This window comes from Salinicola sp. NYA28a, from assembly GCF_976982775.1.
The window spans coordinates 1,598,359-1,612,850 of sequence record NZ_OZ334582.1; the positions used below are offsets into that span (position 1 = coordinate 1,598,359).

General features: G+C 59.8%; 12 protein-coding genes. 4 read left to right on the top strand and 8 right to left on the bottom strand.

Features of this window, described 5'->3' with window-relative positions:
* The 3 genes from ACWHY3_RS07220 to rpsA all read left to right on the top strand — a co-directional run bounded on the left by ACWHY3_RS07220 (position 1) and on the right by rpsA (position 4,832).
* Positions 1-2,238, top strand: coding sequence for a bifunctional prephenate dehydrogenase/3-phosphoshikimate 1-carboxyvinyltransferase (locus tag ACWHY3_RS07220; RefSeq protein WP_448127920.1), 2,238 nt, complete (start codon positions 1-3; stop codon positions 2,236-2,238).
* Entirely contained in the window at positions 2,235-2,930 is a 696-nt protein-coding gene (cmk, locus tag ACWHY3_RS07225) for a (d)CMP kinase (protein WP_087717889.1), read from the top strand. The genes ACWHY3_RS07220 and cmk overlap by 4 nt, the downstream gene beginning before the upstream one ends.
* Positions 2,931-3,155: 225 nt before the next feature.
* A complete protein-coding gene (rpsA, locus tag ACWHY3_RS07230) occupies positions 3,156-4,832 on the top strand; it encodes a 30S ribosomal protein S1 (RefSeq protein ID WP_071232846.1) in 1,677 nt (558 codons plus the stop codon).
* Positions 4,833-4,932: 100 nt separating this feature from the next.
* On the opposite strand, the gene ACWHY3_RS07235 is transcribed toward rpsA, so the two are convergent.
* The 6 genes from ACWHY3_RS07235 to ACWHY3_RS07260 all read right to left on the bottom strand — a co-directional run bounded on the left by ACWHY3_RS07235 (position 4,933) and on the right by ACWHY3_RS07260 (position 11,997).
* Positions 4,933-5,658, bottom strand: coding sequence for an RNA methyltransferase (locus ACWHY3_RS07235; protein ID WP_448127921.1), 726 nt, complete (start codon positions 5,656-5,658; stop codon positions 4,933-4,935).
* A gap of 614 nt (positions 5,659-6,272) precedes the next feature.
* Positions 6,273-7,928, bottom strand: coding sequence for a group II intron reverse transcriptase/maturase (ltrA, locus tag ACWHY3_RS07240; protein ID WP_448127922.1), 1,656 nt, complete (start codon positions 7,926-7,928; stop codon positions 6,273-6,275).
* A 1,008-nt stretch (positions 7,929-8,936) separates the two neighbouring features.
* Positions 8,937-10,577: a chaperonin GroEL gene (gene groL / locus ACWHY3_RS07245; RefSeq protein WP_071232844.1), complete on the bottom strand. Its 1,641-nt coding sequence runs from the start codon at positions 10,575-10,577 to the stop codon at positions 8,937-8,939.
* Between the two features lie 75 nt (positions 10,578-10,652).
* The gene (locus ACWHY3_RS07250) at positions 10,653-10,946 is read right to left on the bottom strand and encodes a co-chaperone GroES (protein WP_071232843.1); all 294 of its coding nucleotides are present in this window, start codon (positions 10,944-10,946) and stop codon (positions 10,653-10,655) included.
* Positions 10,947-11,150: 204 nt separating this feature from the next.
* Complete coding sequence (locus ACWHY3_RS07255; protein WP_448127923.1) at positions 11,151-11,633, bottom strand: FxsA family protein; 483 nt, start codon at positions 11,631-11,633, stop codon at positions 11,151-11,153.
* A 100-nt stretch (positions 11,634-11,733) separates the two neighbouring features.
* Positions 11,734-11,997, bottom strand: a complete 264-nt coding sequence (locus ACWHY3_RS07260) for a ComEA family DNA-binding protein (RefSeq protein WP_087717885.1) — start codon at positions 11,995-11,997, stop codon at positions 11,734-11,736.
* 229 nt (positions 11,998-12,226) lie between these two features.
* Here ACWHY3_RS07260 and pyrF point away from each other — a divergent pair, with 229 nt between their 5' ends.
* Positions 12,227-12,931 (top strand): orotidine-5'-phosphate decarboxylase, encoded by a 705-nt coding sequence (gene pyrF / locus ACWHY3_RS07265; RefSeq protein WP_448127924.1) that lies wholly within the window; start codon positions 12,227-12,229, stop codon positions 12,929-12,931.
* Between the two features lie 5 nt (positions 12,932-12,936).
* Here the strand turns inward: pyrF and lapB are convergent, their stop codons facing one another.
* Complete coding sequence (gene lapB / locus ACWHY3_RS07270) at positions 12,937-14,124, bottom strand: lipopolysaccharide assembly protein LapB (RefSeq protein WP_087717883.1); 1,188 nt, start codon at positions 14,122-14,124, stop codon at positions 12,937-12,939.
* Positions 14,125-14,430: a LapA family protein gene (locus ACWHY3_RS07275; RefSeq protein WP_071232838.1), complete on the bottom strand. Its 306-nt coding sequence runs from the start codon at positions 14,428-14,430 to the stop codon at positions 14,125-14,127.
* Positions 14,431-14,492: the final 62 nt, after the last annotated feature.

Sequence of the window (14,492 nt, forward strand, 5' to 3'; positions counted from 1 at the left end):
GTGCGGGCCGGAGATACGCCAACAGGAGAGGCGACGCTGCTGATCGTGGGGCTGGGCATGATCGGCGGTTCGCTGGCCGCGGCGCTCAAGGCCAACGGCTATGCCGGGCGCATCCTGGCTTGTGACCGGGATCGGGACGAGATCACGACTGGGCTCGAACTGGGGGTGATCGACGAAGGCGGTAACGAACTGGCACCACTGGTCGCTCGGAGCGACATCATCGTTCTGGCGGTACCGGTGCTGGCCATGGGGCAGGTGTTCGCGCAACTGGTGCCGCTGGTCGACGAGCAGATCCTGACCGATGTCGGCAGTACCAAGCGTCGTGTCTGCGATGCCGCGCGGGAGACCTTCGGCTATCTGCCTGCCAATTTCGTTCCCGGGCATCCCATCGCCGGCTCCGAGAAAAGTGGCGTGGTCGCAGCCAATCCGGCGCTCTATCGTCATCACAAGGTCATCCTGACACCGGAGGCTGGCACGGCGCCGACAGCCGTTGCTGCGGTGCGTGCGCTGTGGCAACGCTGCGGTGCCGACGTGCTGGAAATGCCGGTGGACCGGCACGATCAGGTCCTGGCGAGAACCAGCCACCTGCCGCACCTGTTGGCGTTTTCGCTGGTCGATACGCTGGCACGGCAGGACGAACGGCTGGAGATCTTTCGCTATGCCGCCGGCGGGTTCCGCGACTTTACCCGTATTGCCGGCAGTGATCCGGTCATGTGGCGCGATATCTTCACCGCCAATCGCAGTGCGTTGCTGGCGGCGCTGGACGATTTCGAGGCCGGGCTCTCCCGGCTGCGAACGGCGGTGGAGCAGGGCGACAGCGACGCCATGCTGGGTACGTTCGACCGTGCCAGTCACGCCAGACACTATTTTGAAACGCTGTTGAATCAGACGAGTTATCAGACCATGGAAGCACGACAGGTTCAGTACCGGGTGTCGCCCGGCGGTTCGGTCAATGGCCGGATTCGCGTTCCCGGCGACAAGTCTATCTCTCACCGCTCGATCATGCTCGGCGCACTGGCCAGTGGCGTCACCGAGGTCAAGGGTTTTCTCGAGGGCGAGGATAGCCTGGCAACGCTGCAAGCCTTCCGCGACATGGGTGTCGCCATCGAAGGTCCGCATCAGGGTAGAGTGACAATCCATGGCGTGGGTCTGCACGGGCTGAAAAAGCCGGCCGGGCCGATCTACGTAGGCAACTCCGGTACCGCCATGCGTCTGTTTGCCGGTCTGCTGGCCGGCCAGGCCTTCGATACCGAGCTGACCGGCGATGCCTCGTTGACCAAGCGGCCGATGGCCCGGGTGGCCGATCCGCTGCGCCTGATGGGGGCGAAGATCGATACCGCGGAAGGGGGGCGTCCCCCGCTCCGGATCCACGGTGGGCAGCCGCTGAAAGGCATCCATTACGACATGCCGATGGCCAGCGCGCAGGTCAAATCCTGCCTGCTGCTGGCGGGTCTCTATGCCGAGGGCGAAACGCGCGTGCGCGAGCCGGCGCCGACGCGTGACCATACCGAACGCATGCTCAATGGCTTCGGCTACAAGGTCGTCCGCGACGGCGACCTGGCGACGCTGCAGGGCGGAGGCGAGCTGACCAGTGCGCCCATCGATGTGCCGTCGGATATTTCCTCGGCGACCTTCTTCCTGGTAGCAGCGGCCATTACGCCGGGATCGGATCTCTTGCTCGAGCATGTCGGGGTCAATCCGACGCGTATCGGCGTGATCAACATCCTCAAGGCGATGGGAGCCGATCTACAGTTGGAGAATCCGCGTGAGGTCGGTGGCGAGCCGGTCGCCGACCTGCACATCCGCTACGCACCGCTGAAGGGTATCGATATCCCGCTCGATCAGGTGCCGCTGGCGATCGACGAGTTTCCGGCGCTGTTCGTCGCGGCGGCCAACGCCGAGGGCACGACGCGGCTGCGTGGCGCCGAAGAGCTTCGCGTCAAGGAGTCCGACCGGATCCAGGCGATGGCCGACGGCCTTACCGTTCTCGGCGTCGACACGACGGTCTACGAAGACGGCATCGATGTCGTCGGCCGGGCCGATGATGGTGCCAACTACGGTGGCGGACAGGTGGATAGCCTGGGCGATCACCGTATCGCCATGGCTTTCGCCGTTGCCGCACTGCGTGCCAGCGAGCCTGTGGTGATCGATGACTGTGCCAACGTGGCGACCTCCTTCCCGGGTTTCGTCGCGCTGGCCAACAAGGTGGGGCTGGAACTGACGGAGACATCGACATGACCCAGCTAGCACCGACCCAGCTAGCACCGGTTCTGACCATCGACGGTCCGGGCGGGGCCGGAAAAGGCACCATCAGCCGGATGATTGCCGAGCACATGGGCTGGCATCTGCTGGACTCCGGCGCGCTCTATCGCTTGACGGCGCTGTCGGCATTGCGCCATGGCATCGCCGTCGATGATGCGCAGGCGCTCTCCGAGCAGGCCCAGAATCTCGATGTGGTGTTCGCGGTCGAGAATGGCGCGATGCGGATCCTGCTGGAAGGCGACGACGTGACCACGGCGATTCGCAGCGAGGGGGTCGGCAACGCCGCTTCCCAAGTGGCGGCGCTGCCACCGGTACGCAATGCGTTGCTGCAGCGTCAGCGCGATTTTTATCAGGCGCCGGGGCTGGTGGCCGATGGTCGCGATATGGGGACGGTGGTCTTTCCCGATGCGCCGCTCAAGATCTATCTCACCGCTTCCGCCGAAGAGCGTGCCAGGCGACGCCTGCTGCAATTGCAGCAGGTGGGTGAAGATGCTAGACTCTCGACCCTTTTGGAAGAAATCAAAGCGCGCGATGCGCGTGATATGCAGCGCGCCGTGGCCCCGCTCAAACCCGCCGAAGATGCGGTAGAGCTGGACACGACGCAGCTGGATATACCGGAAGTCGTGGAGCGTATCGAGACGCTGCTCGCCGAACGAAACCTGGTCTAGCGCCAATTTTTGGTCTGACATCCGGTTCGTGGCAAAAGCCGACGACGCACTTCCGCTACCGGGGACCCTGGCAAGATGTCATGACGTGCAATGATCCGACTGACAAGTCGTTGCAGGTCGAACCAGCGCCAACATCCCCAGGGATATGTCGATAAGGCCCGTGCTCGCTGGTGGTACGGAGGAAGACGGTATGACCGTCATCAACGTTGATCACGTAGGAATCACATGAGCGAAAGCTTTGCTGAGTTGTTTGAACAGTCTCTCCAGGACATCAACATGGAACCCGGTGCCATCGTCATGGCAACCGTGGTTGACATCGAAGGCGACTGGATCACCGTCAACGCCGGGTTGAAGTCCGAAGGGCAGATCCCCGTCGCGCAGTTCCGCGACGACAATGGTGAAATGACCATCGCGATCGGTGATGAAGTCAAGGTCGCGCTGGAAGCCGTGGAAGATGGCTTCGGTGAGACCCGCCTGTCACGCGAGAAGGCCAAGCGTGCCGAAGCGTGGAAGGAACTGGAAGCGGCCTTCGAGAAGGACGAGATCGTCAAGGGCGTGATCAACGGTAAGGTCAAGGGCGGTTTCACCGTCGATGTCGCCTCCATCCGTGCCTTCCTGCCGGGTTCACTGGTCGACGTGCGTCCGGTTCGCGATACCGCGCACCTGGAGCACAAAGAGCTGGACTTCAAGGTCATCAAGCTCGATCCGAAGCGCAACAACGTCGTCGTTTCCCGCCGTGCCGTTCTCGAAGCCGAGAACAGTGCCGAGCGTGAAGCACTGCTTGCCACCCTGCAGGAAGGCCAGCAGATCAATGGTATCGTCAAGAACCTGACCGACTACGGCGCGTTCGTGGATCTCGGTGGCGTTGACGGCCTGCTGCACATCACCGACATGGCCTGGAAGCGTATCAAGCATCCGAGCGAAATCGTGGCCGTTGGCGACGAGATCAATGTCAAGGTGCTGAAGTTCGACCGCGAGCGTAACCGCGTATCGCTGGGTCTGAAGCAGCTGGGCGAAGATCCGTGGGTCAACATCGTCGACCGCTATCCGGAAGGCATGAAAGTCAACGCCCGCGTCACCAATCTGACCGACTACGGCTGCTTTGCCGAGCTGGAAGAGGGTGTCGAAGGTCTGGTTCACGTTTCCGAAATGGACTGGACCAACAAGAACATCCATCCGTCCAAGGTGGTTCAGGTCGGTGACGAAGTCGAAGTCATGGTTCTGGACATCGACGAAGAGCGTCGCCGTATTTCCCTGGGTATCAAGCAGTGCACCACCAACCCGTGGGAAGACTTCAGCGCTCGTTACAACAAGGGCGACCGCGTTGCCGGTACCATCAAGTCGATCACCGACTTCGGTATCTTCATCGGTCTGGAAGGCGGCATCGACGGCTTGGTTCACCTCTCCGATATCTCCTGGAGCGAGACCGGCGAAGAAGCCGTTCGTCAGTTCAAGAAGGGCGACGAAGCGGAAGCGGTCATCCTCTCGATCGATCCGGAGCGCGAGCGCATCTCGCTGGGCATCAAGCAGCTCGAGTCCGACCCGGTCTCCGAGTTCCTGGCCGTCAACGACAAGGGCTCCATCGTCACGGGCCGCATCGTCGAAGTCGACGCCAAGGAAGCCCATGTCGAGCTGGCGACTGATGTCGTGGCCGTGCTCAAGGCTTCCGAGATCAGCGCTGACCGCGTCGAAGACGCTCGCAACGTGCTGAACGAAGGCGACAGCGTCGAAGCCAAGATCGTCAACGTCGATCGTAAGAGCCGCGTCATCAACCTGTCCATCAAGGCGAAGGATCAGGTCGAGCCGCGTCGCAGTACTGGTGGCAAGCGGGATCAGGAAGCTGAGCCGAACGGCCCGACTACCATCGGTGATCTGATTAAGCAGCAGATGGGCCAGGACTGATTCTCCGAATCCGTTCTCTCTCATGAAAAACAGCGCCTCCGGGCGCTGTTTTTTTATGGGCGCTTTTTGTGCGCGAGCCGAGGACCTTTGTCGTCGGGTTTCATTCGGATGGGTTACGGCTCTCCAGGGCATTGAGTACCCCGCGGAGAATCGACAGCTCCTTGCGGCTGGGTTCGGCGCGAGTAAACAGGGCGCGCAGATGAGATTCGGTCTTGGCGTGAGGCTGTGTCAGAAATCCGGCGCTATCCAAGGCGCGATGCAGGTGATCGTAGAAGTATTCCAATTGTTCCACTGTCGGGTAGGGGCCATTGGCTCTGGGAGCTTGATATGCTTCTTGGGTTCGAGACTGTCGGAACGTCTCGTAGGCGACGATCTGCACCGCCTGGGAGAGGTTGAGCACGCCATAGTCCGGATTGGCGGGGATGTTCAACTGGTGGGTACAGTGACCGATTTCCTCGTTGGTCAATCCGTAGCGCTCGCGGCCGAAAACGATGGCAACCGGCCCTTCCGGCAATCGCTGCCAGAGTTCGGCGGCCATTCGATCCGGGGCGTGATAGCAGGGCAGTGGCAGGCTGCGCAGGCGGGCGCTGGCGCCGATGACCTGGACGCAATCACCGACGGCCTCGGAGAGAGAACCGACGACGCGACAGCTGTCGAGGAGGTCGGTAGCGCCAGCGGCGAGCCGAGTGGCTTCCTCGTCCGGAAACTGGCGGGGTGCGACCAGTACCAGATCGCTCAAACCCATGGTCTTCATGGCGCGCGCGCTGGCACCGATATTGCCAGGATGATAAGTCTGGACGAGAACGATGCGGATGCGATTCAGCATGCGCGAAAACTCCTGCAGGCAAAAGGGCGAGAAAAGGCACGATCATGTAGCCTCGAACGCTTGGCTCGAGAACAAAAAAAGCCCCGCCAATGGCGGGGCTTTCCATGATACCTGAACCTTTCAACAGTCTGAAAAATCAGGTGATGGCGGGGCGATGATTGTCGGGTAGCAGCAGGGCATTTCTGCCCCACCGCCCCCTAAGAACCGTACGTGCGAGTTTCCCCGCATACGGCTCAAGCCTCTGTAAACTTACCTAGCAAGGTAAGCCGGTAGCTCGTCATTCGCCCTTCTTACTGATGATATTCTCCTTCGGAAGACTTGCCGCTGGTCTGATCGGCTTGGTAGAACAACCGTAAGACTTGCACAGCCACGAAACCCGCGACACTTAGCACCATGAGGGCTCCTAGGCCCACTGTCAGGTAAAATGCCGCGCTCATCGTCTCCTCCTCAGGTATCACCGTCAGCACACGTCAATATACCGTAAGTCGATGACACGCTATTCTGCCGGTCTGTTCCGTAGTGATTAGCTGATAGCTCTTAGTTTTCCGAGAAACGAGTTTCAAGGAATCTGTGCTGACAGCTACCATATTGCATCATGCAACCATACGAACCAGTTAAGCAGAACCTGCATGCAACTGTCGATGACAGTTGGGATGCAGCAGTACCAAGTTGTCCAGCTCGTCACCGCCTCCTCTGTGCCGTTCCACCACATGGTGGATGTTCCACCCGGTTTCCCAGGTGATGAACTGTTGGCACATCGGGCAGCGTTTGCCTTGCCGGGACCAAAGCGTCTGCAGCTTCTTCCTTCCCTTGGTCGATTCCTTCCAGGATCGTTCCAGCCGCTCCTCGAAATAGGTCTCGAACGCCGGGTCGAAAGGGTTCGCCTCCGCCTTGATCTTGGTATGCCGCTTGATCGGCACATCGCTGGCATAGAGCAGATACGCTCGTTTGCCGCCGGGATACTCACCCTGGAAGACCCACTGACGCTTGCCTGCTGGAGGGAAGTACTTCCCCTTGATCCAGCGCTTGCGCCGGCTCAGGTGCCGTCTTTTGCACCATTGCCATAGCATTTTCCAGATGCGGTAGTCCACGTAGTTGAACGTCTCCTTGGCCGCGACTCCCCGATGGTAGTTGGTCCAGCCCCGAATCATCGGGTTGAGCTGATCCACGATCCACCAGGCAGGCATGGTCTTGTTGGCGTTCAACAGCTTCCTTACGTTGGCCAGGAAGGTCTTCACGTTCTTGTGACTCGGCTTGATGAGGCACTTGTCACTGTACTTGCGAATATTCTGGCCCAGGAAGTCGAATCCCTCCGCTATGTACGTGACGACGGACTTCTCCACCGAGAGCGTGAGCCCACGCTCGGCCATAAAGGCCTCGACGATGGGTTTCACGCCCTCCTCCAGCAGCTCCTTGGAGATGCCGGTGATGATGAAGTCGTCCGCGTACCGCACATAGTTGACCTTGGTCTTGTAGCTGGCCTTGGTGTTTTTCTTCCCGAATTGGGATTCGAGCACCGCTTCCAAACCGTCAAGCGCCATATTGGCCAATACCGGCGAGATGATGCCACCTTGCGGTGTCCCCGCCGTCGTCGGAAGGAGCCGCGAGGACTCCATGTATCCCGCTTTAAGCCACTTGCGGAGGACCGTCCTATCCATGGGGATATTCCGGACCAGCCACTCGTGGTCGATGTTGTCGAAGCACCCCTTGATGTCGCCTTCGAGTACCCACTGAGCCGAGCTCTTGCGGCTGAGATTGACGAAGCATTGCTCAATCGCATCCGCTGTGGCTCGCATGGGCCGAAAGCCGTAGGAATTCCGATCCGCCGTTGTTTCTGCTACCGGTTCGAGTCCAAGCAGATATAAAGCCTGCATGGCGCGATCCAGCATCGTCGGGATTCCCAGCGGCCGACGTTGTCCGTTGGCTTTGGGGATGTAGACTCGACGAAGCGGTTCGGGCTTGTAGCCTTTCCGCTGCAAACGGGAGATCGCTTTCCATTTATCATCTGGGGTATCCCAGCATGCCCCATCGACACCAGGCGTTTTCTTGCCCTGGTTCTCGGTGACGCGTTTTACAGCCAATGCCTTGGCTGCAAACGAGCGGACCAGCATGCGTTGCAGAGATTTCACCCTACGCCACTTCTGGTCATGGGCAGCCTTCGCGATCCGTACCTGTAGCCTCCTCACTCGGCGGTGACAGACCTTCCAATTGATGGTATGCCAACTCGATGCCGGGTGAGAGAATGCAGGTACGCTCTGGGCAGTACTCATCTTGCTATTCTCCTCTGAGCATTAACGATTAAATGCCCAGCGAGATGAAGACGGTACTTACCCCTGACGGGGGAAGTTGTCCTCACCCCGCAAGGGCATTCTTTCTTTCCATCTGAACCGCAGATGGTGCTTCTCAGGCGGCTTTACACGCCTTCACGCGATCAGAGACCAGACAGAAGTCAGCACGCTTTCGCGTTGGGGCAAAGCTCGAACCCCTATCCCTTTCATTACAAAAGGGCATTCGCTTTTTCTGTCCTCCTCTACCCGCACCTCTAACAGCTTGCCTTGCGGCTCGCCTGCCCAAAGGCAGAGATACGGGCTTACCGAGTTCCTTTCCTTCTACATGAATGGGTTAGACCCTGCCTATCCACCGGTAGCCGTGTATCAGCGTATGCCCAGATGTAAGAGGCATAACTGGCTACACACCTTTTTGGTTGAAGCCTAACAGCAACTTTGGCTTCTTGCGGTTGACGGTGTTTATCAGCAGTTCACATACGTTGGTCGTACCATCCAGCCTAGCGTCTCGTCCGCCTGTTGCTGGCAGAGTCACTGGCGTGCCTCACGGCACGGACAGTCCACTGAAGTGGGACTACATTGTCAGGGAGCTTCGCACATCACCGTTGCCAGTAATGCACTACCCCTAGGCTACTGTTGGCTGAACAACAGGTCTCGCTGCCCATAAACATCAGGGTGAGACAATAGCAGGAAAGGCTTGCGCCACTAGGTGCCAGCAAGCTTTGAAGACACGGCAATCTCTGCTACATCATTCGGCCATTTGGTCGAATTTCAGCATAGATAAATCCGTCGCCGTGAGGCGAAGACTCGGGATTTCCCCAAGCACCGAAAACGGTACACCCTATAAGGGTGACCGGTATCCGAGTCTTGAGAAAGCCCCGGATACCGGGTTTAGTCATTGCTTTTTCTGCGGGTATGTGGCCACCAACTCAAAGGTTGGTGACCACAATGATGTAGCCCGCTAGGCTAGCTACCTAAGCGACTCTCGTCGCACTACATCATGCCGCCCATGCCACCCATACCGCCCATGTCCGGTGCGCCGCCTGCCGGTGCGTCTTCCGGATCTTCGGCCACCATGGCTTCGGTGGTGATCATCAGACCGGCAACGGAAGCTGCAGACTGCAGTGCTGTACGCGTTACCTTGGCCGGATCGAGAACGCCCATTTCGAACAGGTCGCCGTACTCGCCGGTCTGTGCGTTGTAGCCGAAGTTGCCTTCGCCATCCTTGACGCGATTGACGACGACGGAAGCTTCTTCGCCAGCGTTGGTCACGATCTGGCGCAGCGGGGCTTCCATGGCGCGCAGTGCAATGGCGATACCGTGAGTCTGGTCTTCATTGTCGCCGGTCAGGCCCTGGATCAGCGTCAGGACGCGAACCATGGCGGTACCGCCACCAGGCACGACACCTTCTTCGACAGCGGCACGAGTCGAGTGCAGCGCGTCTTCGACGCGAGCCTTCTTCTCTTTCATCTCGAATTCGGTCGCCGCACCCACGCGGATGACCGCAACGCCGCCTGCCAGCTTGGCAACACGCTCTTGCAACTTTTCGCGATCGTAATCGGAAGAGGTTTCTTCGATCTGGGCACGAATCTGGGCGACACGGGCTTCGATGTCGGACTCGACGCCAGCACCATCGATGATGGTGGTGTTTTCCTTGGACATGGTGATGCGCTTGGCGCTGCCCAGGTGGTCGAGGTTGGCCTGCTCGAGGCTCAGACCGACTTCTTCGGAAATCACGGTGCCACCGGTCAGGATGGCGATGTCCTGCAGCATGGCCTTGCGACGATCGCCGAAGCCGGGCGCCTTGGCCGCAGCGACCTTGACGATGCCGCGCATGTTGTTGACGACCAGTGTTGCCAGCGCTTCGCCTTCGATATCTTCAGCGATGATGGCCAGCGGCTTGCCTGCCTTCGCGACGGCTTCCAGCACCGGCAGCAGCTCGCGAATGTTGGAAACCTTCTTGTCGACCAGCAGCAGGTACGGATCTTCGAGCTCGACCGCCATCGTGTCCTGGTTGGTCACGAAGTAGGGAGACAGGTAGCCGCGATCGAACTGCATGCCTTCGACGACTTCCAGCTCGTCTTCGAAGCCGCGACCTTCGTCGACGGTGATGACGCCTTCCTTGCCGACTTTTTCCATCGCTTCCGCGATGATCTCGCCGATGCGAGCATCACCGTTGGCGGAGATCGTGCCGACCTGAGCGATAGCCTTGGAGTCGGTGCACGGTACGGAGAGCGACTGGATGTGCTTGACGGCCTCGACGACAGCCTTGTCGATGCCGCGCTTCAGATCCATCGGGTTCATGCCGGCAGCAACGCCCTTCAGGCCTTCGTTGACGATGGCCTGTGCCAGGACGGTTGCGGTGGTGGTGCCATCACCGGCAGCGTCGGAGGTCTTGGAAGCGACTTCCTTGACCATCTGTGCGCCCATGTTTTCGAACTTGTCCTTCAGTTCGATTTCCTTGGCGACAGAAACGCCGTCCTTGGTCACGGTCGGTGAGCCGAAGGATTTTTCCAGAACGACATTGCGGCCTTTCGGGCCCAGCGTGGCCTTGACGGCATCAGCGAGAACGTTGACGCCACGCGCCATGCGCTTGCGAGCATCATCAGAGAACTTGACTTGTTTAGCTGCCATTGTTCGATCTTCCTAATGTAATACGTGAAATATGTAATACGTGAAATCGTAATGAAGCGTCGAGCGATGCGACGATTAGCCTTCGACGACGGCCAGAATGTCGCTTTCGCTCATGATCAGGACTTCTTCACCGTCGACCTTCTGCTTCTCGACGCCGAAACCTTCCTTGAAAATCACGGTATCGCCAACTTTGACGTCCAGTGCGCGGACTTCGCCGCTTTCGAGGATGCGACCGTTGCCCACGGCCAAGACTTCACCGCGGGTCGGCTTTTCCTGGGCACTGCCCGGAAGCACGATGCCGCCAGCAGTTTTCTGCTCTTCTTCTTTGCGACGTACGATGACGCGATCGTGCAAGGGACGGATTTTCATTGCTCACGTTCTCCTGATGGTTGCATGTTGCAAATGCACGTTCCCACATGAGCGAGGCTCAAGGGGTGAAGGCTTAGCCTTCCGGTTAATGGGCCTGATGGCCTAAAGCTATCGCTGTTGCCTTGATTGGGCCTTGCCGGTCGGTTTCAAGGGGCGGGCCAAAAATTTTCTCGCCTGGTGTCGTCTGTGTGGCAGACGATCGGATCAGCGATCCTTGCCCAGATACTCCCCTTCGATCGGCGTGTTCCCGTGTCGAGCTTGGTCATCGTGGGAAGCGCTCTCGGATCTGCGCCGACCGACGTCCCAGTCGCCGGGATTGTCCCGTCCGCTCCCGCCAGCATGTCGCGTGCCGCGTCCCGACCACCGGCGCATCAACTGGCTGCTGCCGGGGAGTAGGCATAGTAGGCCCACGATGTCCGAAAGAAAACCGGGCGCTATCAACAGGATGCCGGCGAGCAGGAACGAGGCGCCGGCCATCAGTTCGTCAGAGGGAATTTCGCCCGCGGCCATGCGTTCACGAGCTCTCTGAAGCGTAAGCAGGCTCTCGCGGCGAATGAGATGAATACCGAAGGCGGCACTCACGATGATCCATGCCAGACTTGCCAGCAGACCGATCTTGGCGCCAATGGTGAACAGCAAGGCGAAATCCGCAATAGCGAAAAGCGCCAGTAGGAATAGCAGGGGCATGGTGTCTCCGTCGTTGACGCTGCCTGTTCAGCCAAGATGGAGACGATCGACAGGATTACAAGTACTGACGTTCCGGGGCCGTCGGCGACCCCGGAGCTGATTACAGCGTCGCTTCTTCGGCCAGGTTGCTGACGGTTGTTTCACCGATGCCGTCGACGCGAGTCAGGTCCTCGAGGCTCTTGTAATCGCCGTTGGCCTCCCGGTCATCGACGATGGCTTGTGCCTTGACTTCGCCGATGCCGGGGAGGGTGGCCAGTTCTTCTGCCGACGCTTCGTTGATATTGACCGGGGCGTCCTGCGCCAGTGCGGGAAGGGCGCTGAAGCTGAGAAGCGAGAAGAGTGCTGCGTGAATCAAAGTCTTCATATCGATTTCCTTGATCGGAACAGGAAGATGAATGAAGGCCGGTCATGCTTCTGGCCGGCCCTCACTCTGTGTATCGACGGCTGTTCTCGGGAATTAATGGGTAAATATCGCAGATTATTGTAAGACAATGGCTACATGACGGTACCAGGCGGCGCTTCGGTTCGCTTCTGCCCCGCAGATGCCTTCCATTCGGTATACTCCGCTCGAACTCGAATGCCGGAGACGATTCATGCCTTCCCCGAACTCGCCGCTCATCATTGCGCTCGACTATTCCAACCTGTCGCAGGCGTTGCCCTTGGTCGATGCGCTCGACCCGGCCCGTTGCCGCGTCAAGATCGGCAAGGAGCTATTTACTCGGGCGGGGCCGGCAGCCGTCGAGGCCATGCATCAACGGGGGTTCGAGGTCTTTCTCGATCTCAAGTTTCATGATATTCCCAATACTGTGGCCGGTGCCGTCGAGGCGACGGCGGATCTGGGGGTATGGATGGTCAACGTCCATGCCTCCGGTGGCCGTAGAATGATGGAGGCGAGTGCCGAGCGGCTGGCGCAGCGAGGGCTGAAAACTCATCTCATCGCGGTCACCGTGCTGACCAGCATGTCGGACGACGAGCTGCAGGAGATAGGCGTATCGGGCGATGCGCTGGCCCAGGTCGAACGGCTGGCCAGACTGACACGGGAGAGCGGGCTGGATGGCGTCGTCTGCTCGGCACGTGAAAGCGCGAGGCTGACGGAACTCTGTGGCGAGGCGTTCCTCAAGGTGACGCCGGGGATCCGTCCCGCGACGGCCGAGCAGGGGGATCAGCGACGCGTAATGACGCCGGAGGCCGCGATGGCTGCCGGCAGTACGCATCTGGTCATTGGACGGGCGATCACTCAGGCAGCAGACCCGATGTCGGCGCTGACGGAGATCGAGCGTTCACTCTCTTGGCAGTAGCGTGATCATTCGCCTTCCAGACCGGCGACCGGCTTGGTGGTGCCCCAACTGCGGCAGCGAGGGCACTGCCAATGCAATTGTTCGGTACCGAAACCACAGCGTTGGCAGCGGTGGCGAGGCCGGATGCTCAGCAACTGGCGGGTGTGTTGCTTGAGCAGCTCCAGGCGATCGCGCTCTGCAGGATCGCTGTCGTCGAGATAGAGATCCATCAGATAGTCGATCCCGCGCAGGCTGGGATGCTCGCGCAATTGATCGCTGACGAAGGCGCAGGCGATATCGGCGCCTTGTCGTTGTCTCAGTGTGTCCGCCGCCATCATGACTACCGTGGTCTGCGGGTTGTGCTGCAATTGCCTTTCCAGAAACTGCCACCAGCCGTTGTCGTCGTCGAGCAGGCGATACGTATCCCGCAACGGCTCAAGCACGATGGCGGTGAAGCTGGCGTCCTGTTCGGGGACGCGCTGCCAGAACCGCGCTGCATCACGATACTGGCCGATGTCCCATTCGAGCTGGCCCAGCATCCAGTTGGCCCGGACGCAGCGGTCATCGATACCCAGAGCCTGCTTCAACGCCTTGCGTGCCAAGGATGGGCTGCTGTTGTTGCGATGCTGGCTCGCCAGTTCGCAATGCCAGTGCGCGGCGGCTCGACGGATATCGGCATCCTGGCGCACCAGCTGTGGCTGGGCGGTCTCCAGAGCTTGTGCCCACTCCTTTTCTCGCTCGAACAGATCGACCAGTAGACGTTTGGCGGCGAGCTTCTGCGAGTCGTCGACATGGCTTTTTTGCAGGGCCAGCAACAGCCGTTCCGCCCTGTCCAGCAGGCCGAGATTGAGAAAGTCGCGGGAGAGTTCGAGCTGTACCTGCCCGCTCTGAGAGGGCGTCAGGGCAGGGCGGGCGAGAAGATTCTGATGGATGCGCACCGCCCGATCGGCTTCTCCCCGTGAGCGGTAGAGGTTGCCTAGCGCGATGTGCGTTTCGACCGTGTCGCTATTGACTTCCAGGGCCTGGGTGAAAGTCTCTATCGCGCGATCGGGCTGCTCGTTGAGCAGGTAGTTCAGGCCGACGAAGTAGTCCCTCGGCAACGAACCGCGCGGCGGCTGTGGACGAGACCGGAACCGGCCGGACTCCCATCGCCCCAGAAACCAGCCGATGGCGATGGCTGCCACCAGCAACGCCAGTAGCAGAACATCGCTCATTCAGGGGCTTTCCTTGAACTCCTGCGTCCGGAGACGATCGAGTTCCTTGCGTTGTTGCTGGTTGTGACGTTGTGCACGAGTCAGCAGGGTTCGCAGCCGCAGATACATGCCGGTCATGGCGAGCATGCCGAGGATGACGCCGCAGGCGAGAGCGACCAGAAGCCACAACGACAGCGAAGCCGGGGGCAGCTGTACCCAGATCAGATCCAGAGGCAGCGGCTGCTGGTTATTGACGGCAAAAAGAATGCCCAGCAGCAACACGACGATCAAGATGATGGCGAGAATGACGCCTTTGAGCCAGCGCATAGGTTTTCCTGGTGACGCACCGCCGACGGCTCATGCCGTCGTTACATATTGCGGTGGCAGCC